Origin of the sequence: Onishia niordana (assembly GCF_004798965.1) — a bacterium.
GTDB lineage: Bacteria > Pseudomonadota > Gammaproteobacteria > Pseudomonadales > Halomonadaceae > Onishia > Onishia niordana.
Map to the genome: position 1 here is coordinate 338,586 of NZ_SDSD01000003.1, position 24,523 is coordinate 363,108.

Below are 24,523 nucleotides of genomic sequence, written 5' to 3' on the forward strand. Positions count from 1 at the left end.
TCAGGGCGCATGGCAGGCGCGTCTTGAGGCTTTTGCTAGCGAAGTATCCGGCGAGGGTCGATCGGCTTACCGGCGCGGCGCATATCAAAGAGCAATTCATTGCCGCTATCGTTAGTGCTTGTTCGGCAAACGGTGTGACCACGACTGACGCTTTCCCCCGCACTGACCGACAGTGACCGACAGAGGGCATAGACACTCTGCAGATTATTGGCATGGTGCACGATGACGACGCGGCCAAGCTGACGCATGCTGCCGGCGAAACGTACTTCACCGTCGGCTACCGCCCGTGCTTTATCGGAGCTAGCGCTTGAGAGGATCATGGGCTGAAGGGTGCCACGAGAATCCTTGCCAAACGAGCGTGTCACCCGGTGGTTATCGATAGGCCAGGGCCAGCTGCCAGCCGAAGACGGCAAGGGGCCGCTAGGGGCGGAACGTTGTGGTGTGCTTGATGCCGATGAACGCGATGAAGATGATGCACCAGACGAGCCACTGCGGGACACGCTGGCATCCTTCATCGGCACCTGGATCACTTGCCCGACTCGTAGCGACGATGCCGAGATTCCGGGGTTGCCGGCGCTCAGGCGACGGGTACGGGTACCAAAGTGCCTGGCGATGCCCGAATAGGTATCGCCGGGACGCACCTGGTACCGATAGGGGCCACCGTAGGGGGCGCGCTCCTGGTGGGTGGGAATCAGCAAGCGCTGGCCAATGGCCAGCGAGCGCGCTTTCACGCCGGGGTTAAAGCGCTGCAGGCGTTTCAAGGGCACACCTGCCTGACGAGCCAATTCACCCAGTGTGTCGCCTCGCTTCACACTGATCCAGTTGCCCGGCGTGACGGATGAATTCCAGCCGCCATGACCCGCACAGCCGGCCAGTAGCAGAGCGGTCAGGAACAGAACGGCAAGGTTCAGTCGCTGGCGTCGAGGGTCCGATCCTTGTTCTGCCACAGTTCGTTGATCCATGTCTGGAAGCGTTCCTTGTAATCCGGGTCTCGGTGATAATCGCCGCCCGGCATCCAGGCCGGTACCTCGAGTCGCCGCACGTTAACCCGAATGGCCCCCTCGCGGCCGCAGAGAAAGCGCCAGAACGTCGGCTGGGGGCGCGAATAGACGATAGTGACATCGAGAATGCCGCTCAGTTGATGCCCCAGCAGGCCTATCACTTGGGCCGTTCCGCCCGCCTTGGGCCTCAGGAGGTGGCGATAGGGGCTCTGCTGCGCCGCATGCTTGGCTGGCGTCAAACGCGTGCCCTCGACAAAGTTGTAGATGGCGGTCGGCATGTCCTGGGCACGTTCGCACATGCGCTTGGTGGCCTCGCGATCACGCCGTGCCAGGTCCGGATTCTTCTCCATGGCTTCGCGGGAGTAACGTCCCATGAAGGGAAACTCCAACGCCCACCAGGCAAGCCCAATGATGGGAATCCAGATCAGTTCGCGCTTGATGAAAAAGCGCGGGATCGGAATGCGCCGATGCAGCGCCATTTGCAGCATGAAAATATCGGTCCAGGTTTGGTGATTGGCAAGCACCAACCACCAGCGATCTGGACTGAGCCCTTGCGGACGGTCGATCTGCAGTTCCGGCTTTAACCAGTGACGTATCCACCAGAGGTTGAAGCCGATCCACTGCTCGGCAATGGCATTCAGTCCCTTGAGTACCTGCCGGCGCAGCGGGCGCCCGGGCGTGATGATTTTGAGAAAAATCAGTGTCAGCAGCGGGATTGACCAGATCAACGTATTGATCACCAACAGCAGCAGACTGACGAGTCCTTTGATGATCGACATACGTTCTCCTTCAACCACTTGGCTCAAGCCTCTAATGCTACTTCATGTCCTCGAGGCTGCCCAGCGGCGGCATCAACGCCACCGCCGAATTGAAGGGTATGATCCTGGAAAGAGTCGAGTGGCCTGTCGCTTAGGATTGTAGGTCGGGCAGGGCTTCGAAGTGCCGAAGGGCATCAGGATTGGCCAGGGCGTCCCGGTTCTTGACCGGGCGACCGTGCACGACGTTGCGGACCGCGAGCTCGACGATCTTGCCTGACAGGGTGCGGGGGATATCGGCCACCTGGAGGATCTTGGCGGGCACGTGGCGCGGGGTGGTGTTGGCGCGAATGGTCTGGCGGATGCGCTCACTCAGGGCGTCATCGAGCGTCAGTCCGTCGCGCAGGCGGACGAAGAGGATGACGCGGACGTCATCCTGCCAGTCCTGACCGATGCACAGCGACTCCAGGACCTCCCCGATTTTCTCGACCTGTCGGTAGATCTCGGCGGTGCCGATGCGCACCCCTCCCGGATTGAGGACGGCATCCGAGCGACCATGGATGATCAGGCCGTCCTCGGCGGTGATCTCGGCATAGTCGCCTTGTGACCAGAGTCCGGGGAAGGTGGAGAAATAGGCCTCCCGGTAGCGTACGTCTCCCGGATCATTCCAGAACCCGATAGGCATCGAGGGAAAGGGCCGGGTGCAGACCAACTCTCCCTTCTCGCCGTATACCGGCTGAGCGTCATCGTCGACGACCGCGACTGCCATGCCGAGGCCTCGGCACTGTATCTGGCCGCGGTACACCGGGCGGATCGGGCAGCCCAGGGCGAAGCAGGAGACGATATCCGTGCCACCTGAGATCGATGACAGCATCAGTTCCTGCTTGATCGCGTCATAGACGTAATCGAACGACTGGGGGAGTAGCGCCGAGCCGGTGGAAAGCAGGGCCCGCAGCTTGCCGAGATCGAATCGCTGTGCTGGTCTGAGCCCCTGCTTCTCGCAGGCCGACAGGTATTTGGCACTGGTGCCGAATACGCTGATGCCTTCTCGCTCGGCCAGTGACCAGAGTGACTCGGGGTCTGGGGCGAACGGAGACCCATCGTACAGTACCAGGCTGAGGCCGGTGGCAAGGCCCGAGACCAGCCAGTTCCACATCATCCAGCCGCAGGTCGTGTAGTAGAAAAGGACGTCGTTACTGTCCAGGTCCGTGTGCAGGCGGTGTTCCTTGAGATGTTGCAGCAGGGTACCGCCGGCGCTGTGCACGATGCACTTGGGGGTTCCGGTGGTGCCCGAGGAATAGAGGATATACAGCGGATGGGCGAAGGGCAGTGGCGTGAAGACCACCGTATCGGCATCGTTGTCGATAAACCGTGACCAGGCGCTGGCGCCCTTGATGCCTGCCAGGTCCGGGGCATCATCGAGGAAGGGAAATACCACCACCGTCTCGAGCGAGGCGATCGCGTCCACGACCTGTGCCACGCGGTCGCGAATATCGATGGGCTTGCCCGCCCAGGTATAGCCGTCGGCGGCGATCAGCACCTTGGGTTCGATCTGTCCGAAGCGGTCGAGAAGGCCGTGAACGCCGAAATCCGGCGAGCAGGATGACCAGATCGCCCCGAGGCTGGCGTTGGCCAGCATGGCGATGACCGCGTGTCGGCCATTGGGCACGATCCCGGCGACCCGATCACCGGGAGCCACCCCTCGCGCCTTGAGGGCTCGTGCCAGGCGAGCCACGTCTCGGTACAGATCGGCATAGCTGACTCGCTGGCGCCGCCCGCGCTCGTCGCAGCAGATCAGCGCCGTGTGTTCGTCGCGACGCCAGAGCAGATTCTCGGCGAAGTTGAGACGGGCGTCGGGAAACCAGCGAGCCCCCGGCATGGCCGATGGCGATGCCAGCACGCGATCGCCCCGCGCCTCGGCAATGATCCCAAATTCGTCCCAGAGCAGGGACCAGAAGACGTCCAGATGATCGGTGCTAAAGGCGTGCAGGGCAGCGTAGTCATCGAGGGTAATGCCGTGCTCAGTTTCTATACGGCGCATCAGGGAGGCCATGCGGGTGGCTGCGATGGCATCTGGGCTTGGCTGCCAGAGGCGTGTCGACATGGCTATCTTCCTCGACTGGAGATATCACTTCGAGCATATCACTTCGAGCATAGCACCGGCGTCGAGACGGTTCTCTGCAGCACATCGGCCAGCGCCTGGGCGGCGACCGACAGCTTGCGATCCTTGGGCGACAACAATCCGACCTCGTGGGCGATCACCGGATCATGCAGTGGCAGGCAGTGAGCGCCCAGGGCCTGCATCTGGGGGCCGCACAGTGAGGGCACGACACTGACACCCAGGCCACTGGCCACCATGTGGCCAACGGTTGCCAGCTGATGGCTCTCGAAGGCCACCGGCAGGGCAATGCCGCGAGTGGCTAACGTGTGTTCGAGCAGGCGGCGCACCATCGAGGGACGCTGCAGGGCGATCAGGTCTTCATTGAGCAATGCCGACCAGGATATGTCGGCCGCGTTGGCTAGGGGCGAGGTCGGAGGCACCACGGCGACGAAGCGGTCAGTGAACAGGGGAGTGAAGGCAAGATCATCCGTCGCTTCAGGGGCGAAGGCGATTCCCAGCTCGACGCGTTCACGGCGCACCATCTCGATGACGTCTTCGTTGATCACATCGTGAACGGTGACATTGATACGGGGAAAGTGCTGGCGAAAGGCCATCAATGCATCGGGCAACCCATTACAGGCAAACGACGGCATGGCGGCGATCGCCACCTTGCCAAGCTCCAGCGTGAAGTGCTGGCGTAGGCGCTCTTCCGTGTTATCCCAGTCAGCGAGCAAGCGCTTGGCGAGAGGGACCAGCGCCTCGCCTTCGGGTGTCAGACTGACCCGACGGGTGCTGCGTATCAGGAGGGGACCGCCGAGGCTGTCTTCCAGGCCCTTGATGGTAAGGCTTAGCGCCGGCTGGGAAATATGCAGCCGATCACAGGCGCGAGTGAAGCTCAGGGTCTGGGCCACGGCAAGAAAGGCGCGAAGTTGCTTGACGGTCATAACGTCGCCCATGATGAGGAGGATAAGATTTATTGGACAACCATATTAATCAATAAATAAAACAAACTTAACAAATAGATCGTCTTGCCACGACACTGGCACCGACTCGACAACCATCACACAACAATCATTGAGGCAGCGATATGGCCGGATTCGACAAGCGTGTGTACTCCTACGAAGAGGCAATGGACGGCATCGAGAGCGGCATGACCGTGATCGCCGGCGGTTTTGGCCTCTGCGGGATTCCCGAGAACCTGATCAGTGAGATCAAGCGTCGCGGCGTCAAGGACCTGACGGTGTGGTCCAACAACTGCGGAGTCGATGGCTTTGGCCTGGGCCTGCTGCTGGAAGACAAGCAGATCAGCCGGATTCATGCCTCCTACGTCGGCGAGAACGCACTCTTCGAGCAGCAGATGCTCAACGACGAAATTGAAGTGGTCCTTACGCCGCAGGGAACCCTGGCGGAGAAGATGCGTGCTGGCGGCGCCGGTATCCCGGCCTTTTATACCGCCACCGGCTACGGCACACCGATCGGCGAGGGCAAGGAGGTGCGTGAGTTCAACGGCCGTCACTATATTCTCGAGGAGTCGGTCGTGGGTGACTTCGCCATCGTCAAGGGCTGGAAAGCCGACCGCTACGGCAATGTGGTCTATCGCGACACGGCCCAGAACTTCAATCCGCTGGCCGCCACTGCTGGCAAGATCACCGTGGTCGAGGTCGAGGAGATCGTCGAACCCGGCGAGCTCAAGCCCGACCAGATCCATACTCCCGGGATCTATGTCGACCGTATCATCCAGGGCTCCTTCGAGAAGCGTATCGAGAAGCGCACCGTGCGCGAGGGCTGAGCCCCACGCTTTTCCACGATCGCTTCTCCACCGACCATAAGAGGCAACAAGATGGCACTGACTCGCGAACAGATGGCAATGCGCGTGGCGCGCGAACTCGAAGACGGCTTCTACGTCAACCTGGGCATCGGCATTCCCACGCTGGTGGCCAACTACATTCCTGATGGCATCGACGTGATGCTGCAGTCTGAGAATGGTCTGCTCGGCATGGGGCGTTTCCCCACCGAGGCAGAAGTGGACCCGGACATGATCAATGCCGGCAAGCAGACCGTCACGGCTCGGCACGGCGCGGCTATCTTCTCCTCGGCGGAGTCCTTCGCGATGATTCGCGGTGGGCACGTTGACCTGACGGTGCTGGGCGCCTTTGAGGTCGACCAGCACGGCAACATCGCGTCGTGGATGATTCCGGGCAAGTTGATCAAGGGCATGGGCGGTGCCATGGACCTGGTGGCTGGCGCAGAGAATATTATCTGCACCATGACGCACGCCTCCAAGCATGGTGAATCCAAGCTGCTTGAGCAGTGCAACCTGCCGCTGACGGGCGCGGGTTGCATCAATCGTGTGTTGACCGACCTGGCGTATCTCGAAATCAAGGATGGTGCTTTTCATCTCAAGGAGCGGGCGCCGGGGGTGTCGGTGGAAGAGATTCAAGAATTAACCGCCGGTAAGTTGGTCGTGCCCGACCATGTACCTGAGATGACCTTCGAAGCCTGACACCGACATCGCAGGCCCTTCCTAAGACGGATATGTGATTCAGCTGAGCCCAGGTGCCGAGTAGCGGCCCTGGGCTTTTTAGCGTTTCGCTATCGGATTATTGAATACGGTGGTGAAAAACTAACCATGATGAGAATGATTGCCCAGTGTCAGGTGCCGATCACGGCTCTCCCGTGATTTTTCACAGTGTTATCCACAGAATCTGTGCATAAGTTCCCCCCGGGCTGGAAAGTCCTCGCTAAGTCAGTAGAATGCGCTCCGTCCTGCCAATCTCCCTGACCCGGGCTATTCATGCTCCCGTCCAGGGGGCGTCGATCCCTCAAGGTCGGCTCTTAGACGTGACGTTTCATGGTCATGGTCATGAGGGGCATGACTACCTTTTGTCGCTACCGGGGAGAGTGTTTGGTGCGTAGTTTGCCGGCAACACTGCCGATCTTGTTCGTCTGTGAGATCAGCTTTCTGCTGGGCCATGGCTTGATAATGACCCTGCTTGGCGTGCGTATGTCGCTTGAGGGCTTTCCCTCGCAGATGGCGGGTCTTCTGATGTCGAGCTTTTCGTTCGGCTTCGTGATCGGCAGCTACTGGCTCGAGAAACGCATTCGCGCGGTGGGGCATATCCGCGTCTTCGCGGCTTGTGCGGCCACCTTGGCGGTCACCGCCATGCTGCATGGCCTTTGGGTCAATCCCTGGGCATGGCTTGTGTGGCGCGTGTTCGGCGGCGGTGCGACGGCGGGCCTGTTGATGGTCATGGAATCCTGGGTGTCCGGTGAGTCCAGCAATGATAACCGTGGCAAGGTGCTGGGTTGGTACCTGGTATGTTCGACACTATCGCTTGCCGGTGGTCAGTGGCTCCTCAACACAGCGGACCCCGCCACCATGGTGTTGTTCTCGGTCGCTGGCATGTTGTTTGCCATGTCGTTGGTGCCCCTATCGATCCATCGTATCCATGGCCCGAAGGCGGCCCAGGAGCTCAAGCCTCAGAAAATCAAAATTCGGGAATTATTCAGGCGTGCGCCGGTGGGGCTGGTAGGTGCCTTCACCGCAGGGTTGATGGTGCAGGCGTTCTTCGCCATGACGCCCTATTATGGCCAGGAAATCGGCCTGTCGACTGCCCAGACCGCGCAATTCATGGCCATTACCACGCTGGTGGCGCTCTTTGCCCAGTGGGGGCTTGGCCGGCTGTCCGACCGTATCGATCGGCGCAAGGTAATACTCGCCATGGCGGCCATCATGGCGGTTTCCGGGGCCTTCATCTCTGTCGCGGCAAGAGCCGACTATCTCATGCTGCTGGTGGTGGCGAGTTTCCATACCGCCATGCTTCACACGTTGTACTCGCTTAGCCTGGCCCATACCAACGATTGGTTGGAACCTGAGGAGATCGTGGCGGCTAACGGCAAGCTGATGATGGCCTACGGTGTTGGCTCGATTGTGGGGCCTTTTGGCGCCTCGATCGTGATGCACTTTGTCGGCCCCGATGGCCTCTGGTTCTTCCTCGGCGCAGTCGCGCTGTCGCTTGCCTTGTTCATCGGCCTGCGGCTGCTGATTCGCCGCGGCAAAGCCCGAGAAGCCGTCTCACAGGAGCCCTTTGTGGCCATGCCGGTGTTGGAGACCCAGCATTATCTGAACGAACTCGATCCGCGGCATGAGCCCGTGCAGTTTGAGTTGGACCTGCAAGGTGAATCGCTGACCGATGAGGATCGGTATCCACGCGGCAGGGACAAGCTCGATCAGGCGGCCTCGGCGGGTTGAGTGCGTCGCCACAAAAACGCCCAGGCGCGCATGGCACTGCCTGGGCGTATCACGATAATGGGATGTGATGCTTATCTGTGACGGGCAATCATTTCCTCGAAGCTCTCCTTCGGTTGCACGCCAGTTAGGGCTTCAACCTTGCTACCTTCCTTGAACAGGGCAATGGTCGGCAGGCCACGGACGCCATTCTTGGCGGCGAGGTCAGGGGCATCATCCACGTTGATGGTGACGACCTTCAGGGCATCGCCTTGCTCGTCGGCAATAGATTCAACGACCGGGTCGAGCATTTTGCAGGGGCCGCACCACGGCGCCCAGAACTTCACCAGCACCGGCGTGCTGCTCTCGATGACGTCTTCTGTGTAGTTGCTGTCGGTCACTGCGGTCAGGTTGGCCATGAATCGCTCTCCTTGGATATTGCGTTTCGCGTCGTACCGAATGTCGCGTTAGGCATCGTGTGACGTTAAACATCATACCCTATCGTTTCCGCCCCTTTGTTCGCAAGCTAATATTTTCAGCCGCTCTTCAGCCTCACATGCGGGGTAATGCTCCTGTGTTGGCCCTGTTTAAGGCAATGCGCTTTGCAGTGTTTCTGGAAACATCACGTGGCTCCGTTGCCTCGTACAGGCAGGACCTCTAGCAGGCCTGCAAAAAGCAGAATGATCCCCCCCTACGATTTCGATGCTATGCAGTGTCTCATTGGCAAATATTGCTGCAGAGACGGCACCGATCAGCACTTCGGTCATTAACAGGATGCTGACTCTCGCGGGCTCAAGGCGGACGGTCGCCCACATCAAGCCGACAAGAGTCAGCCCCCGCCACAAGGGTGCGAACCGGTAGCCAATAGAAGCCCCAGAGTCCGCCCGTTATCAGCACAATCGCGGAGGCGAGCAGTATGCGCTGGTTGTTTTGCATGAAACGCCTCTTGCTCAAGTGAAGGGGAGTGCGCGCGACTGTCAGTAGGGTACGTGCATAACGCAACCTGTCACACAGAGCGGGACGCTGGTGTCATCATGGCGTCAGGGCTGGGTACGCTCTGGGGCGTTAAGAAGCGCCCCTATGGAGCGCAAGGAGACTGCTGGCAAGGAAAGGATCAGGCAATTTCGCAGCGCGTGTGCTGGGGCAAGAGCAGCTGTGCTGAACGGTCATGATTGTTCGGTATGCAAGGCTGGATCAGCGCCAAGCCACCGAGGGTGACACGATGCTCATCCCCGCCGGCGAAGGCCAATCGTTGTGAGCAGGTCGGATAGAAGCGGTAGTTGAGCAATGGCGACACTGGAAAAACACCGTGGTGGCGGTCGTTATTGCCATCCAAGCCTGCCTGCTCGAGCTGCATGTCCAGCGTGGTCAGGTCGTTACCCAGGCGCCCGCAGTCGAAGCCGACGTGATGGAGTCTTGGCCCCATCACGGCAAGCCATGCCGCCAGCGGATGCATGCGCTGCAAGAGGCAGAAGGTATTCCACTCGGGCATTGGCCAGGGACGACCATTCGTCAGCAGGTTATGGTCAGCTGTGTCTGCTGGTCGCGTTTGCTCTACCAGCGCCTGGAGAATATCCCGTGGCTCTTTCGTCAAGGTACCCAGCTGCAGCTCACCCAGGACTAACCAGGGCCCATCGTCGGGTGGGGCGTAAAGCGAGACCAGCAGGCCACGATCCGCCATGGCATGTCGCTCAACGGCTCGATAACCAAACTTGAGAAGTGTCGGGGAGAGGTTGTCGGCGGCGAAGGGGCCGTGATTTAGCGTCAGCAGGGCGAGGAACTCGGGTTCACTGCCGACCGGCCATAGGCGAAGGCCACCGATCTCTGGATGTAGATGAATGAAGTCCAGCCACAACTGCTGGAGAAACTCTTGACGTTGCATCGGACGCGCTCCCTGACGTCGAGCCCTAGGGTGTCTCGCTGAGTATAGGTGCAGCGAGCTTTGGGGCATTCAACGCCAGCGGAACGCATACCTTGTAAGCCGTCTTTTCTCCCTTTAAACGAACGAAGCCGCCCTCAGGCGGCTTCAAGCAGTCAGTGTATGCCGGGTTATTACTGCGTAGTGCTTTCCGGCATCAGCTCGTTATCGCTGACGTACTGGTTGAATTCGGTGAAACCGCCCACGTGGGTTTGATCGATGAAAATCTGCGGCACGGTTTCGACAGGCTTGCCGATGGTCTTTTCCATATCGGCCTTGCTTATGCCTTCTTCATGGATATCAACGTAGCGATAACCGCCAATGGCGCCGACATCGCTCAGCTTGTCAGCCAGCTCTTTGGCGCGTACGCAGAAGGGGCAACCGGGGCGACCGAAGATAACAACAAACATTTATGGCTCCTTGAAATAAGGCTAATGAGTGGCAAGGGATGTGTTGAATTGGGCACATTGTTCCCCAATGCGCCTGAGGATGCCAATAGAGTATGGCTACATAAATTATTGCACGCTGCTATGGATTGAGCGCTTGCGCTGAGTATCTGGCGAATCAGCCGGTCTCGTGACGGTCCTCATCCGCGCGAATCAATAGCTTGGCCAAGTCACCGTGAATATCCGGGGCACTCACCAGCAAGTTTTCTCCGTAGAGATCCTCTGGGATGCTAGACGGGCAGTCATAGAGGTGTCCGGTTCGCGCACCGCCTTCCCGGGCGATCAGAACGCCGGCTGCAAAATCCCAGGGAGAGACACTCTCGTAATAGGCATCCATACGCCCGCAGGCGACATCACACAAGTCCAGGGCGGCAGCACCGTTACGACGAATATCCTGGCAGTGCTCAAGCACGGCAGACAGACGACGGATCAGCGGCGGTCGACTATCCCGACGATAGGGAAAGCCGGTCGCGACGAGGCTTTGGGTCAGCTGTGAGACACGGCTGACACGAATGCGCTCGCCGTTGCGCCATGCCCCTTGGCCGCGCAATGCGGTAAAGGTTTCCCCGAGGAAAGGGGCGTGGACGACACCCATCTCGATTTTGCCATCCTTCACCCAGGCAATAGATACGGCGACGTGGGATAGGCCATGCGCAAAATTGACGGTGCCATCGATGGGATCCACCACCCAGAGGGGGCCTGACTGTTCGATGGCGCCTCGGTCTGGCGAGAGCTCTTCGGTCAGGCGCGCTTCGTCGGGGAAGTGCTGGTCGAGGGCCCGACCAATAAGTGTATCGACGGCGACGTCGGTATCCGTCACCAATTCGCTTCCCGCCTTGAAGCGCTGAGAGAAGTCTTGGGACTGACGGGCGTCAATGATGGCCTGGCCGGCCTGCTTGGCGATATCAATGGCAATCTCGAGGCGTTGGTCAGTCTGCATGGTGGCTCCGCGTCGGGCATTTGCGTTGATAAGGGTGGATGCAGGTATTCTAACAGTCTCGTGGCTCAGTCGCTGTCGGGCGAAGCGCAAAGGGTAGTACTTGAGAGAGCAGTTAAGAGAGTACTTGAGAGAGTACTTGAGAATGTCCGGCGGATCGCTTCATCATGCGTCGATTTCATGCACGCTAGCTAGGAAACGTTCAGAGATGAAACTCGTGTCATGCAAGCCTTAATGCCTTCGGATTATGCTCGCCTTCAGCAGCTGGCCGAGCGCTATTACGCGACCCACGTGTCGACGTTCAAGACAGCCAAGGCGAAAAATCCGCACCTCGGCGTTGATCTGTTGTGTTTTCAGCCTTTTGGCAATGCCTTATGTGGAGCGCTGATTACGCCGCTATCGCTATCGCTGGCGGTCGTCATGCCCGCGGATGCGCCACTCGAGGCTGAAGCGGCCCAGTGCACCATTGCCTTACCCGGTGGCTATTATCCCTTCGTGGCCGAGAGGGTCGATGACGAGCACTGGCTATGGCGCTGTGAGCTGCTCGATGATCTTCGCCACCTGACCTCCATGCAGGATGCCAGCCGTTTGGCGCAACATTTGATGGAGCGTGTGATGGCATCACCTGACGGGGCAGATGATGGGATTGATGCTCACGGAAACTCGCCCCGCTAGGTCTCCCCGGCACATTCTTTCGTCTGATCGCCGGGGCATGTTGCAGTGCCGCACTGGTGTTCGGCGCAAGCCTCGTCGTATGCTGGCCTGAGTCTCCGCACTGCGGAGTGTCTCCCCTTCATCTCCCTTACCTTTATCAGGAGCTAGCGATGAGTATCATGTCAAAGGAGGCATCGCCGCGCGTTGCGTTGGTTACTGGAACTACCAGCGGTATCGGCGCTGCAGTGGTTGAAGAATTTTGCCGTCAAGGTCATCAGGTGTTGGCGGTCGATTTCAACGGCGAGGGTAAAGCCGTGGCAGAAGCCGCTGGCGCGGCCTTCTTTCAAGCCGATCTGACAGATTCAGATGCCTGCCGAGCGGCTGTCGATGAGGCTTTGCGCCGCTTTGGGCGCCTGGATATTCTGGTCAATAATGCCGGTATCCAGCATGTATCCAGCATTGAGGAGTTCCCAGAAGCCAAGTGGCGCCAAATCATTGACCTGATGCTGACGGCCCCTTTCTTGCTGACCCAAGCTGCTTGGCCGTCCATGCGCAAAGGGGGCTGGGGACGAATCATCAATATCGCCTCGGTGCACGCACAGGTGGCATCGCCGGGTAAGGCGGCCTACATCAGCGCCAAGCACGGCATGATCGGCCTGACCAAGACGGCCGCGTTGGAGGGGGGCGGCCAGGGAATTACTGCCAATGCTATCTGTCCCGCCTATGTGAAAACACCGCTGGTGGATAACCAGATCGCCGACCAGGCTCAGCTCCATGGCATGGATGAGCAAGAGGTCATTGAGCAGATCATGCTCAAGAATGCTGCAGTTAAACGATTGATCGAGCCGGGAGAGGTAGCATCCCTGGTGGCCTACTTAGCTTCCGACCTGGCTGGCGCGGTTACCGGGGCGAGTTGGAATATTGATCTCGGTTGGACCGCGCAATAGGACGGCTGTGTGTCGTCATGTCTCGAACGACACCTCGATGCAGTCAATCCGCACACCCCATGCCATGGCATGGGGTGTTTTGTTTATAGGGCCATGTAATGGGGGGCCAACGGACAAGCCTGGTGGGCTAGTGACGTACCGGACGCTTCTGTAGCTTACGTTGCAAGGTGCGACGATGCATGCCCAACGCGCGGGCGGTAGCTGAAATGTTGCCGTCATGCTCCTGAAGGACTTTCTGGATGTGTTCCCAGGTCACCCGGTTGATCGACGGTGGGTTATCGGCGACTTCGGTGTGCGGGTTGCCATCTTGATGCTCCAGCGCCGCTAGTATCTCGTCGGCGTCGGCTGGCTTGCACAGATAGTTCGCTGCGCCGAGCTTGATCGCCTCGACAGCCGTCGCGATGCTCGAATAGCCGGTTAGCACTACCACGCGGCAGGAGGGCACGATGTCGAGCAGTTCCGGCAGCAGTTTTAGCCCTGAGCTATTTTCGAGTTTCAAATCCAGGGTGGCGATTTCAGGCGGTGATTGACGGGCATGCACCAAAGCCTGGTCGGCATCGTGAGCCACCATGACCTCAAAACCGCGACGACTCATGGCACGCTGCATGACATGGCAGAACATCTCGTCGTCGTCGATGATCAGCAGGCGTTGTGGCGTCTCTGGCATGTTGTCCTCGTGTCTCGTCTGACAGCGTCGATCGTGTGCGATGCGTGTGGTCGAAATTCAGCCTTGGCTGGCGTCTCTTCGCGGTAGTTTGACCTCGGTCAGGGTGCCGCCTTCTTCATGATTATACAGGCTGACATTACCACCGAATCGATTGATGGTTGCATGAGTGAGTACCAAGCCGATGCCCATGCCCTTGGATTTGGTCGAGATGAAGGTGTCTCCGAGCTGATCGGCAATCGATAGACTGACGCCGGGACCGTGGTCGCGTATGTCGATGATTACGTCGTTGGCATCCCAGTTCATGCTGATGACGATGTTCTCTGGATTGGCATCCGCGGCGTTATTGAGCAGATTCATCAGTGCTTGCTCGAGCGTCGCATCGACCGCGAGCTCAGGGGTACCGCGCCGATCGGCAATGTCCAGCTGATGACTGACGTCTGGGCGCACCACCAGCCAGCGCTGTACTACGCTTGAGAGCCATTCTTCGGCCACGCGGCCTTCGGGTTTGTCGAGACGCCGACGGTCGGCATTGGCCACTAGCTGTTGCAGCCGGGTCTTGCAGGTGTCGACCTGAGCCCTAAGCAGGTCGATATCCTCGATCAGCTGGGGGCGGTCGCCAGCGTCCTGGCGCATCTCTGAGAGCAGCACCGCCATCGTGGATAAAGGCGAACCCAGTTCGTGAGCCGTGCCGGCGGCTTGAGTGGCCACAGCGAGAACCTGTTCGTTGCGCAGTGCCGCCTCGCGGGTGCGCGAGAGTGTCTTCTCGCGACGACGCAGAGCATGCGCCATCTTGAAAATGAAGAATGTCACCAAGCCTGCAGAGAGGCCAAAGTTGATCCACATGCCCAGCACGTGAAGACTGACGGGTGCGGCAATGACACCGCTGCTCAGCTGAGGAACTTGATCGTAGAACAGCATCAGGAAGGTGTAGGCGGCCATGGAGCCGCTGGCGATGATCCAGGCATACAGCCAGGGCAGCGTGGCCGCGGCAATGGTCACTGGCACCAGATAGTAGCTGATAAAAGGGTTGGTCGAGCCGCCAGTAAAATAGAAAAGTAGGGTGAGGCCTGTCACATCGACCATCAGGTGTAGAAGATATTCGGTATCAGTCACCGCACGCGGGCGACCCAATCGCCACCATGTGGCGACATTCATGAGCCCCATGGCAATAATTACGGTGATGATGGGCAGAACACGAAGCTGAAAGTCCAGTACCTCAATGCCGAAGATGATGGCGCCCAGAAAGCCCGTCCAGGTGATGCCCCGCACGATCGTCAGGCGCACCAGATTGCGATTGGGGGTCGATAGAGGTAGCGGCAGTGCAGCTTGCATGGTGGCTCCGTTCCGATGATCCCTGCATCATACCGTAAACCTCCCTGACGATATCAGCCTCATCACTGGGGCCGGTTTCATAGGGGGCAACGTCATCTTCAACACAAAAAGCCGCAACCCTTAAGGCTGCGGCTTTTTTATTGCTTTCAGCAAGGCGTTGCCTTACCTCTAGGCCTTGTCTTGCTGTGCTTAAGCGGTGGTGTTGATCTGTGTACCCACGCTGCCAGTCGTGGCCAGCTGACCCTGTGGTGCAACCGACTCCATTAACTGGCCGATATGCGATGCCTGAGAATCCAGGCTGTCCTTTAAGAGCGACGCTTGAGCCTGCTGACTGCTATTGAATTGCTGCAGGGACAGGGCCATTCCGACCGTGGCATTGATTGATGCATCCATTCAATGTTCCTTCTGTGGCGGCTGAATTGGGGTGCTTCCTTAGGGGTATCGGCTTAGCAGCACTTAGCTGTAGAGACGTTTTGATCATTTTTTCGAGCGGGGTCAATCTCGTCACTGCCTGGTAAGCCCTAATTCTCGATTACGCCCAGAAGAAAGGGGACGGTCCTGGATGCCCAATTGGGCCACTGCGCTTGGAGTGTTAAGATGTCGGCATATTCCGCCCGTTGTGGCTAACCCCCTCCAGCAGTGATGAATTTCATGAGCGAGCTTGAGAATCAAGTCGATCTGCGACGCACCTTCGCGATCATCTCCCACCCCGATGCGGGCAAGACCACCATCACCGAAAAGATGCTGCTGTTCGGAAACGCCATCCAGATGGCGGGCTCCGTGAAGAGCAAGCGAAATGACCGCCATGCGACGTCAGACTGGATGAAGATGGAGCAGGAACGCGGCATCTCGGTGACGACCTCGGTGATGCAGTTTCCCTACAATGGGCGCATCGTCAATTTGCTCGATACGCCGGGCCACGAAGACTTCTCCGAAGACACCTATCGGACGTTGACCGCTGTCGACTCGGCGTTGATGGTCATCGATGGTGCCAAGGGTGTCGAGGATCGCACCATCAAGTTGATGGATGTCTGTCGTCTGCGGACCACGCCTATCCTGACCTTCATCAACAAGATGGACCGCGACATTCGCGACCCCATCGAGGTAATGGACGAAGTCGAGACCGTGCTCAATATCCAGTGTGCACCGATGACCTGGCCGATTGGCATGGGGCGCCATTTCCGTGGTGTCTATCACCTCTATAACGACATCATCCATCTCTACAAGCAGGGACAGGGCAGTCGCATCCCCGAGGATGTGCGCATCGAGGGGCTGAACAACCCAGAGGTCGATGAGGTTCTCGGCGAGTCACAGGCCGAAGAGTTGCGCATGGAAGTCGATCTGGTACGCGGTGCATCGCATGAGTTCGACCTGGACGCCTATCGTCGCGGGGAGCTGACGCCCGTGTATTTCGGCACCGCCATGGGCAACTTCGGGGTGCGCGAGATGCTGGATGGCTTCGTCGAGCATGCGCCAACTCCCCAGCCCCGCGAGACCAACACGCGTGAGGTGGGGGCTAAGGATGAGCGCTTCACCGGATTCGTGTTCAAGATCCAGGCCAACATGGATCCCAAGCACCGTGACCGTGTTGCCTTCCTGCGGGTCTGTTCCGGTAAGTATGATCGCAACATGAAGATGCGCCATGTGCGTATTGGCAAAGACGTCAAGGTACCCGATGCCCTGACCTTCATGGCATCGGATCGTGCGCATGTGGAAGAAGCCTGGCCCGGTGACATCATTGGTCTGCATAACCACGGCACCATCCAGATCGGTGATACTTTCACGGTGGGTGAAGACATGCGCTTCACCGGTATTCCGCATTTCGCACCAGAGCTTTTCAAGCGCGTGCGGCTCAAGGACCCACTGAAGATGAAGGCACTGCAGAAGGGCTTGCAGCAGCTATCCGAAGAGGGGGCGACCCAGGTGTTCATGCCCATGGACAACAACGACCTGATCCTTGGTGCCGTGGGTACGCTGCAGTTCGATGTGGTGGCTCATCGACTCAAGGAAGAATATAAAGTTGATTGTATCTATGAGGCCGTCAATGTTCAGACGGCCCGCTGGGTCTACTGCGATGATCCCAAGATGCTCGACGAATTCAAGCGCAAGGCGAGCACCAACCTGGCTTACGATGGCGGCGGTTGCCTGACCTATATCGCGCCCACTCGCGTTAACTTGCAGATGACGCAGGAGCGGTGGCCCGACGTGCGTTTCAGTGCGACGCGCGAGCACTAAGGCAGACGCTGATATGCTCATTGACGCTCATTGTCACCTGGATTTCCCGGATTTTGACGTCGATCGCGCAGCCATCTTCGAGCGGGCTAATGCGGTGGGCGTTGAGCACTTTGTCGTGCCTGGCACGACTCGGGCCCGTTGGCCCGCGGTGCTGGCGCTGGGGAAACGGGCTGATATCAGTGTGTGTCTGGGGTTGCATCCCTACTTTCTAGACCAGCACCGCTTCAATGAGCATGGGCGTGATGCCCAGAGAATCAGTGACGATGACGACCTGCTCGCGCTACAGGAAGCGCTGGATGCCCACCCGGAGGTCGTGGCGTTGGGCGAATGCGGCATTGATGCCCGCTTTGAGGACACACTTGACGCCCAGTGGGCGCTATTCAAGGCGCAGTTGCGTATTGCCAAGGTACGCCATTTGCCGGTGGTGATTCACTGTGTGCGTGCCAATGACCAGGTGGCGAAATGCCTCAAGGAGATTGGACTGCCGGCGGGTGGGCTGATTCATGCCTTCGCCGGTAGCTGGCAACAGGCACAACGATTCCTTGAACTTGGGTTTGTGCTAGGTCTGGGTGGGGCAATGACTCACGAGAGAGCCAAGCGTTTACGACGCTGCGTTGCCGACTTGCCGACGCATGGCTTCGTACTGGAAACCGACAGTCCTGACATGCCGCCGGCAGGTTTCAAGGGCCTACGCAATGAACCCGCGAGGCTCGCGATGATCGCTAATGAGGTTGCCACACTGCGAAAAACACCGTGCGCCACGTTGGAAAAACTCACTACGGCCAACGCGGCGCGCGTGTTCAATTTGGCCGTCTGTTCAAGCCATTGAACAAGCCGTCTCAGCCCTTGTGTGTAATCAGCACTTCAGGATCCAGGCGTTCTAGTGGGTAGGGCAAGCGCTGGCGCTGGCAACGCACCCCTTCAACGGTGAGGGGTTCCGGGAATTCTTTGATGTTGAGCACAGCCAGTAACTCAACCTGCTGGTAGGCGTCTCGCTCGGCGGAAAAAACGACACCCTGTCGTTTGCCCGTGGCATCAATGATCTCGGTACCGACCTCAGGCAGTTCAACTCCTTCGAATGTCAGTCTCACCAGGCGTTTTTTCACCTGTCCGCGGAAGTGGGCGCGTGCCACGACTTCCTGGCCTGTATAGCAGCCTTTCTTGAAGCTGATGCCGCCCAGCGCTTCCCAGTTGAGCATCTGTGGGAGGTAGCTGTCCTGCTGGCTTGAGCGTAGCCAGCCAAGACCGGACTGGATGTCATGCAGGCACCAGACGGCATTGCCAACAGGTGTTGCCTGCTGCGCCAGTGCTTGCCAGCTCTCCTCTAGTTCGGCGGTAGGCAGCAGGGCAATGAGGCGTGGGCGAGGCCCGGGGTGACGCAATACGACGCGCTCATTTTGCTGGCTCTGGTGCCAGACATGCGGCGGTTCGATATCAAGGCGAGCTTCCAGCAAGGCGGGGGCATCATTACCAATCATGCCAATCGGAGCCACATCGTCACGCAGGCGCATGTCGGCCTTGTAGAAGACGGCAAATTTATCAAGGTGCCCTTTCAGCGGTTCGAGAAGCGACTGCTCCATCAGTAGCCAATAACAATCCTTGGCAACCTGAAACACTTGGGCGTTGGCCAGCATGCGTCCCTTGGTGCCACAGAAACAGGTCAGCGGTGCAAAATCGCCATTGGTGAGAGATAGCTGGGCACTGGTCTGGCCCTGCAGAAAACGCTCGGCATCGCTACCTGACACTTCAAGAATGCCTAAGTGCACCAATGGTGTAATGACAGTGCCGTCCAATGCTTGGCGCGCGGCATTCGGGGTGTCGAAGGTGACGCGGGCTTCGCCATTTGCGGTGGCGCCGATGCGCGCACTCCAATCGGTCATACGAATCTCCCTTGAGGATCGGCATCCGGCGGATGTGTGTTTCCGTGGTCTGTGAGTGGGCTATGGGGGCAGTTGGCGATGATTCAAGGCTGGTCGGCCGCCGGCAAGGCCGTGCTAGACTGACTAATAAACCAAGCGCCGCTCAGAGGAATGTCCATGGCGACCGTATCGCTGACCTTTAAAGGGGTCGAAAGCACTGAACTGGTCAATCGCATCACTACCACTTTGATGATGCTCGATGGTGTCGAGAGCGCTGAAGTAGGGCGACATGGCGCTGAGGTAGAAGGGCGGGTGCGCCGTGATGTGTTGATCAAGGCCGTCGAAAAACTTGGCGTCAAGGTGAGCAGATATGACCATTACCGTGATTAGCCAGCGAGATGGCCGTCTTCGACAGAAAGTCGAGTTGGAGGGGTTTGAAGACCTTTATGTCGATGCTCCCAAGGTGGCCGGCGGCGACAACAGTGCGCCGGATCCTCATGACTATTTCGACCTGTCACTGGCCGCCTGCAAAGCGATAACCGCTCAGATGTACGCCTATCGTAAGGGATGGCCGCTATCAGGCGTCACGGTGTGGGTGGTTCGTGATGAACGCGATGAGCGTCATGGGGTCTATCGACTCGATGTCATCCTGCGGTTCGAGGGTATCGATGATGAGTCGCAACTCACGCGATTGACAGAGATCTCTGATCGTTGCCCTATTCATCGTTTGATGACGGCCTCGACGGTTGAAATCACGACCCGGCAGGCCTCATCAGAGGAGTCCTAAGTAATTTATACCGTTATCTTATTTGTGCGGTCAGCGTCCACTCATAGCCGAGAACCGATATGAGCAAGCCCTTTCGTCTGCAGTCAAAATTCCAACCCGCAGGGGATCAGCCAGCCGCGATCGACGGCCTCATCAAAGGGTTGGATTCGGGGTTGGCGCATCAGACGCTGCTTGGGGTAACCGGTTCGGGCAAGACGTTCACCGTCGCCAATGTGGTCGAGCGTGTACAGCGGCCGACCATCGTCATGGCACCCAACAAGACCTTGGCTGCTCAACTCTATGGCGAGTTCAAGGCTTTCTTCCCCGACAATGCCGTCGAGTATTTCGTTTCTTATTACGACTACTACCAGCCCGAAGCTTACGTGCCATCTTCTGATACCTTCATCGAGAAGGATGCCTCGGTAAACGATCACATCGAGCAGATGCGACTGTCAGCCACCAAGGCGCTTCTCGAGCGCCGCGACGCCTTGATCGTCGTTTCCGTCTCGGCAATCTATGGTCTCGGTGATCCGGATCAGTACCTGAAGATGCGCTTGCACTTCACCCGCGGCGAGCTGATCGATCAACGCAAGTTTCTGCGTCGTTTGGCAGAGCTGCAGTATACCCGCAACGATATGGATTTCCGGCGTGGCACCTATCGGGTACGAGGCGACGTCATCGATATCTTTCCGGCAGATGCCGAAGATGAGGCGGTGCGGGTCGAGCTGTTCGATGACGAGATCGATGGCATCAGCCTGTTCGATCCGCTGACCGGTGAGATTCGCGGCAAGGTGCCGCGCATGACCATCTACCCCAAAAGTCACTACGTCACGCCGCGCGATACCATTCTCCAGGCAGCCGAGCACATCAAGAATGAGATGACGGAGCGCCTAGACGTCCTGCGCAAGAACGATAAGTTGGTCGAGGCGCAGCGACTCGAGCAGCGCACGTTATATGACATCGAAATGATGCATGAACTTGGTTATTGCAATGGTATCGAGAACTACTCCCGTTATCTTTCCGGACGAGCCCCTGGCGAGCCACCACCGACGTTCTTTGACTACTTGCCGACCGATGCACTGTTGGTGATAGACGAGTCGCATGTCAGCGTGCCCCAGGTTGGCGGCATGTACAAAGGCGACCGTTCGCGCAAGGAAACGCTGGTCGAGTACGGCTTCCGGTTGCCATCAGCGCTCGATAACCGGCCGATGAAGTTCGAAGAATGGGAGCGAATTGCCCCTCAGGCGATTTTCGTCTCTGCGACACCGGGACCTTATGAGGCAGAGCATGCAGGGCAGGTCGTGGAGCAGGTGGTGCGTCCGACGGGTCTTGTTGATCCGGAGATCGAGGTGCGACCGGCCTCCACTCAGGTCGATGATCTGCTGTCCGAGATCAAATTGCGCACTGAGGTTGGCGAGCGTGTGCTGGTAACCACCTTGACCAAGCGGATGGCCGAGGATTTGACCGAATACCTCGACGAGCATGACGTGCGGGTGCGTTACCTGCATTCAGATATCGATACGGTAGAGCGCGTTGAGATCATTCGCGATCTGCGTCTCGGCAAGTTCGATGTGCTTGTGGGCATCAACCTGTTGAGGGAGGGACTGGATATCCCCGAGGTGTCTCTGGTGGCAATCCTCGACGCTGATAAAGAAGGGTTCCTACGCAACGAACGCTCGTTGATACAGACCATCGGTCGCGCCGCACGCAACGCCCACGGTAAGGCGATCCTCTATGGCGACCGGGTCACCGTGTCGATGCAGCGTTCAATGGATGAAACCGAACGCCGCCGTGAGAAGCAGCTGGCCTTTAACGAGGCGCATGGTATCTCGCCCGTGACGATTACCAAGTCGGTAGAAGACATCATGGAGGGCGCTCAGGCACCGGGTAGCAAGCGAAGCCGTCAGCGCGGTGAGCGCAAGGTGGCTGAGCCTGCCGGGGAGTATAGTGCTGAGCAATTGGCGGCCCTGAAACCGGACGAGATGCGCCGAGAAGTATCCAAGCTGGAAGACGCTATGCATGAAGCAGCACAGAACCTCGAATTCGAGGAGGCTGCCCGTCTTCGCGACCGCTTGCATACCCTCAAGGAGCGCCAGTTGGCGCTAGGGTAGGCGATGCCCGAAGGTCCTGAAATCCGTCGCGTGGCCGACCGCCTAGGCCGTCAGCTGGTCGGCAAGCCGCTGGAATCTGTGTGGTTCGCTTTTCCGGAACTTGAAGGGGAGGGCGCCGACCTCGAAGGTCGGCAAGTAATGGCCGTAGAGAGCTGGGGAAAGGCGCTGTTGATCTACTTCGATAATGATCGGGTTATGTATTCCCATAATCAGCTCTACGGCGTCTGGAAACTCCATCGTGCCGGCCGATCACCTTCGACGCGGCGGTCGCTCAGGGTGCAACTACAGGCTGGCGGCCGTACGGCCAGTCTTTACAGCGCTTCGGATGTATCCCTATGGCAGTCGGACCAAGTACAGCAACATCCTTTTCTGTCGCGACTTGGTCCGGATCTCCTGAGTCATGGCGTCTCGGTCAATGATATCGAAGAGAGGCTTGCTACGGCTAAGTTTCGACGACGCGCGCTGGGTGGCTTACTGCTTGATCAGGGGTTCTATGCCGGAATCGGCAACTATTTGCGGTCCGAAATGCTGTTCTTTGCGGGGGTAGCGCCACAGCGTCGACCGATGGACCTTGACGATAGTCAGCGCTCAAAGCTCGCGACGGTGATTCTGGACGTTATTCAACAAGCCTATCATCAGGCCGGCGTCACGAATCGCCCGGCCTGGATCGAGCGTGAAAAACGTGCCGGCGCGACACGGGGGCGGTGGCGCTTTGCCGTCTTCGGCCGTGATGGGCTAGCCTGCCATGCCTGCAGCAACCAGGTGTCACGGCGCATGGTGACGTCTCGGCGGCTGTATTATTGCCCGAACTGCCAGTCGAGTTGATGATTTCATCCCCTAAATAATTATACCGTTATCTTTCATTTGGTCGCGTAAGAATGGAAGTGGACCTAGGCAATTCAGCGCGGGGAGGCGATGCGGTATAATGCCATCATTTCACTCGCCATGACCTGATCGCGGCGAGCCCGATGACAACGATAGGGAGTCGCTTCCATATGACCGTGATCCGCCAGGATGATCTTATTCAAAGTGTTGCCGACGCACTTCAGTATATCTCGTACTATCATCCGAAGGATTTCATAGACGCCATGCATAGCGCCTATGAACGGGAAGAAAACCCCGCCGCTAAAGACGCCATTGCTCAGATCCTCATCAATTCACGCATGTGCGCGCTGGGCCACCGTCCGATCTGTCAGGACACCGGCATTGTCACTGTCTTTGTGCATGTTGGCATGAACGTTCAGTGGGACGCCGAGATGAGCCTCGATGACATGATTAATGAGGGCGTGCGCCGTGCCTACAAGCTGCCGGATAACGTCCTGCGGGCCTCGGTGCTAGCCGACCCAGACGGCAAGCGTCAGAACACCAAAGATAATACGCCAGCCATCATTCACCATAAGCTAGTGCCAGGCGACAAGATTGAGGTACATGTGGCCGCGAAGGGGGGAGGCAGCGAAGCCAAGTCCAAGTTCGCCATGCTGAATCCGTCCGATTCAGTGGTGGACTGGGTTCTTGAGCAGTTGCCGAAGATGGGCGCCGGCTGGTGTCCGCCGGGCATGCTTGGCATCGGTATTGGTGGCACTGCCGAGAAGGCAATGGAGATTGCCAAGGAAGCACTGCTCGATCCCATCGATATTCAGGATCTGCAGGCACGTGGTGCCAGCAATCGTGCCGAGGAGTTGCGCCTGGAGCTTTACGACAAGGTCAATCAAAGCGGGATTGGCGCTCAAGGTCTTGGTGGTTTAACTACGGTGCTCGACATCAAGGTCAAGGATTTCCCGACCCACGCTGCCAACAAGCCGGTGGCCATCATTCCCAATTGTGCAGCCACTCGTCACGTGCATTTTAGTCTTGACGGTAACGGGGCTGCCGAACTGCCTGTGCCGAAGTTAGAAGACTGGCCGGAAATCACGCGCGAGATTGGCGAGAACGTCAAACGTGTCAATCTCGATACCGTCACGCCTGAAGAAGTACGCAGTTGGCAGCCAGGCGATACCTTGCTACTCAACGGCAAGCTTCTTACCGGCCGTGATGCGGCTCACAAGCGCATGACCGAGATGCTAGCAAAGGGCGAGCCGCTGCCTGTCGATATGAAAGGGCGGTTCATCTATTACGTGGGTCCGGTCGACCCGGTTCGCGACGAGGTCGTGGGGCCTGCCGGCCCGACCACTGCGACTCGCATGGATAAGTTTACCCGCACCATGCTCGAGGAAACCGGACTATTGGGCATGGTTGGCAAGGCTGAGCGTGGGCCAATGGCCATTGAAGCAATTCGCGACAGCCAAGCCAGCTACCTGATGGCCGTTGGAGGCGCTGCCTACCTGGTTGCTCAGGCAATCAAGAAATCTCGTGTGGTCGGCTTCGAGGATCTGGGCATGGAAGCCATCTACGAGTTTGAGGTCGAAGACATGCCTGTCACCGTGGCCGTCGATAGCCAGGGTGAGTCGGTTCACCAGAGTGGACCGGCTAAGTGGAAGGAAATCATCGCCGAGCGGGTGTGATCTTGGTCATGTCTTGCTAGTGCTAACCGGTGCTCTCGACATTGTCGGGAGTACCACTTTCGCTT

At 58.4% G+C, this 24,523-nt stretch carries 24 protein-coding genes; 12 read left to right on the top strand and 12 right to left on the bottom strand.

Annotation, left to right across the window (positions count from 1 at the left end; all coding sequences use genetic code 11):
- Positions 1–35: 35 nt before the first annotated feature.
- The 4 genes from ETC27_RS08170 to ETC27_RS08185 form a co-directional block, all read right to left on the bottom strand.
- The gene (locus ETC27_RS08170; protein ID WP_136254504.1) at positions 36–962 is read right to left on the bottom strand and encodes a LysM peptidoglycan-binding domain-containing protein; all 927 of its coding nucleotides are present in this window, start codon (positions 960–962) and stop codon (positions 36–38) included.
- On the bottom strand, positions 908–1,780 hold the full coding sequence (gene yihG, locus ETC27_RS08175; protein WP_136254505.1) for a 1-acylglycerol-3-phosphate O-acyltransferase, YihG family: 873 nt from the start codon (positions 1,778–1,780) through the stop codon (positions 908–910). Before yihG ends, ETC27_RS08170 begins: the two co-directional genes overlap by 55 nt.
- A 130-nt stretch (positions 1,781–1,910) precedes the next feature.
- Positions 1,911–3,860: an acetoacetate--CoA ligase gene (locus ETC27_RS08180; RefSeq protein ID WP_136254506.1), complete on the bottom strand. Its 1,950-nt coding sequence runs from the start codon at positions 3,858–3,860 to the stop codon at positions 1,911–1,913.
- Between the two features lie 38 nt (positions 3,861–3,898).
- Positions 3,899–4,801 (bottom strand): LysR family transcriptional regulator, encoded by a 903-nt coding sequence (locus ETC27_RS08185; RefSeq protein ID WP_136254507.1) that lies wholly within the window; start codon positions 4,799–4,801, stop codon positions 3,899–3,901.
- 143 nt (positions 4,802–4,944) lie between these two features.
- On the opposite strand from ETC27_RS08185, the gene ETC27_RS08190 reads away from it, so the two are divergent.
- From ETC27_RS08190 to ETC27_RS08200, 3 genes are all read left to right on the top strand, one after another.
- Complete coding sequence (locus ETC27_RS08190) at positions 4,945–5,646, top strand: CoA transferase subunit A (RefSeq protein ID WP_136254508.1); 702 nt, start codon at positions 4,945–4,947, stop codon at positions 5,644–5,646.
- A 51-nt stretch (positions 5,647–5,697) separates the two neighbouring features.
- Complete coding sequence (locus tag ETC27_RS08195; RefSeq protein ID WP_136254509.1) at positions 5,698–6,360, top strand: CoA transferase subunit B; 663 nt, start codon at positions 5,698–5,700, stop codon at positions 6,358–6,360.
- Positions 6,361–6,729: 369 nt separating this feature from the next.
- On the top strand, positions 6,730–8,109 hold the full coding sequence (locus ETC27_RS08200; RefSeq protein ID WP_240724853.1) for an MFS transporter: 1,380 nt from the start codon (positions 6,730–6,732) through the stop codon (positions 8,107–8,109).
- 71 nt (positions 8,110–8,180) lie between these two features.
- Here the strand turns inward: ETC27_RS08200 and trxA are convergent, their stop codons facing one another.
- The 4 genes from trxA to ETC27_RS08220 all read right to left on the bottom strand — a co-directional run bounded on the left by trxA (position 8,181) and on the right by ETC27_RS08220 (position 11,389).
- Complete coding sequence (gene trxA, locus ETC27_RS08205) at positions 8,181–8,504, bottom strand: thioredoxin (protein ID WP_136254510.1); 324 nt, start codon at positions 8,502–8,504, stop codon at positions 8,181–8,183.
- 695 nt (positions 8,505–9,199) lie between these two features.
- Entirely contained in the window at positions 9,200–9,967 is a 768-nt protein-coding gene (locus tag ETC27_RS08210) for a VOC family protein (RefSeq protein WP_136254511.1), read from the bottom strand.
- A 170-nt stretch (positions 9,968–10,137) separates the two neighbouring features.
- Positions 10,138–10,413 carry a GrxA family glutaredoxin gene (locus tag ETC27_RS08215; protein ID WP_136254512.1) on the bottom strand — a complete coding sequence of 92 codons (276 nt, stop codon included), beginning with the start codon at positions 10,411–10,413 and terminating at the stop codon, positions 10,138–10,140.
- Positions 10,414–10,567: 154 nt separating this feature from the next.
- Positions 10,568–11,389 (bottom strand): inositol monophosphatase family protein, encoded by an 822-nt coding sequence (locus ETC27_RS08220; protein ID WP_136254513.1) that lies wholly within the window; start codon positions 11,387–11,389, stop codon positions 10,568–10,570.
- Positions 11,390–11,608: 219 nt separating this feature from the next.
- Here ETC27_RS08220 and hybE point away from each other — a divergent pair, with 219 nt between their 5' ends.
- Both hybE and ETC27_RS08230 read left to right on the top strand, forming a co-directional pair.
- Positions 11,609–12,061: a [NiFe]-hydrogenase assembly chaperone HybE gene (hybE, locus tag ETC27_RS08225; RefSeq protein ID WP_136254514.1), complete on the top strand. Its 453-nt coding sequence runs from the start codon at positions 11,609–11,611 to the stop codon at positions 12,059–12,061.
- A gap of 158 nt (positions 12,062–12,219) precedes the next feature.
- On the top strand, positions 12,220–12,987 hold the full coding sequence (locus tag ETC27_RS08230; RefSeq protein ID WP_136254651.1) for a 3-hydroxybutyrate dehydrogenase: 768 nt from the start codon (positions 12,220–12,222) through the stop codon (positions 12,985–12,987).
- Between the two features lie 127 nt (positions 12,988–13,114).
- On the opposite strand, the gene ETC27_RS08235 is transcribed toward ETC27_RS08230, so the two are convergent.
- The 3 genes from ETC27_RS08235 to ETC27_RS08245 all read right to left on the bottom strand — a co-directional run bounded on the left by ETC27_RS08235 (position 13,115) and on the right by ETC27_RS08245 (position 15,379).
- The gene (locus tag ETC27_RS08235; RefSeq protein ID WP_136254515.1) at positions 13,115–13,654 is read right to left on the bottom strand and encodes a response regulator transcription factor; all 540 of its coding nucleotides are present in this window, start codon (positions 13,652–13,654) and stop codon (positions 13,115–13,117) included.
- 57 nt (positions 13,655–13,711) lie between these two features.
- Entirely contained in the window at positions 13,712–14,986 is a 1,275-nt protein-coding gene (locus tag ETC27_RS08240) for an ATP-binding protein (protein ID WP_136254516.1), read from the bottom strand.
- A 189-nt stretch (positions 14,987–15,175) separates the two neighbouring features.
- Entirely contained in the window at positions 15,176–15,379 is a 204-nt protein-coding gene (locus tag ETC27_RS08245) for a putative motility protein (protein WP_136254517.1), read from the bottom strand.
- A 258-nt stretch (positions 15,380–15,637) separates the two neighbouring features.
- On the opposite strand from ETC27_RS08245, the gene ETC27_RS08250 reads away from it, so the two are divergent.
- A complete protein-coding gene (locus tag ETC27_RS08250; RefSeq protein ID WP_136254518.1) occupies positions 15,638–17,221 on the top strand; it encodes a peptide chain release factor 3 in 1,584 nt (527 codons plus the stop codon).
- Positions 17,222–17,234: 13 nt separating this feature from the next.
- Positions 17,235–18,050, top strand: a complete 816-nt coding sequence (locus ETC27_RS08255) for a TatD family hydrolase (protein ID WP_136254519.1) — start codon at positions 17,235–17,237, stop codon at positions 18,048–18,050.
- A 10-nt stretch (positions 18,051–18,060) separates the two neighbouring features.
- Here ETC27_RS08255 and ygfZ read toward each other — a convergent pair whose 3' ends face one another.
- Complete coding sequence (ygfZ, locus tag ETC27_RS08260) at positions 18,061–19,101, bottom strand: CAF17-like 4Fe-4S cluster assembly/insertion protein YgfZ (RefSeq protein ID WP_136254520.1); 1,041 nt, start codon at positions 19,099–19,101, stop codon at positions 18,061–18,063.
- Positions 19,102–19,257: 156 nt separating this feature from the next.
- Between ygfZ and ETC27_RS08265 the strand changes: the two genes are divergently transcribed.
- The 5 genes from ETC27_RS08265 to ETC27_RS08285 all read left to right on the top strand — a co-directional run bounded on the left by ETC27_RS08265 (position 19,258) and on the right by ETC27_RS08285 (position 24,458).
- A complete protein-coding gene (locus tag ETC27_RS08265; RefSeq protein ID WP_136254521.1) occupies positions 19,258–19,470 on the top strand; it encodes a hypothetical protein in 213 nt (70 codons plus the stop codon).
- Complete coding sequence (locus ETC27_RS08270; protein ID WP_136254522.1) at positions 19,451–19,867, top strand: OsmC family protein; 417 nt, start codon at positions 19,451–19,453, stop codon at positions 19,865–19,867. Before ETC27_RS08265 ends, ETC27_RS08270 begins: the two co-directional genes overlap by 20 nt.
- Before the next feature lie 59 nt (positions 19,868–19,926).
- Entirely contained in the window at positions 19,927–21,957 is a 2,031-nt protein-coding gene (uvrB, locus tag ETC27_RS08275; protein WP_136254523.1) for an excinuclease ABC subunit UvrB, read from the top strand.
- 3 nt (positions 21,958–21,960) lie between these two features.
- A complete protein-coding gene (gene nei / locus ETC27_RS08280; protein ID WP_136254524.1) occupies positions 21,961–22,782 on the top strand; it encodes an endonuclease VIII in 822 nt (273 codons plus the stop codon).
- A gap of 170 nt (positions 22,783–22,952) precedes the next feature.
- Positions 22,953–24,458 (top strand): fumarate hydratase, encoded by a 1,506-nt coding sequence (locus ETC27_RS08285; protein WP_136254525.1) that lies wholly within the window; start codon positions 22,953–22,955, stop codon positions 24,456–24,458.
- Positions 24,459–24,523: the final 65 nt, after the last annotated feature.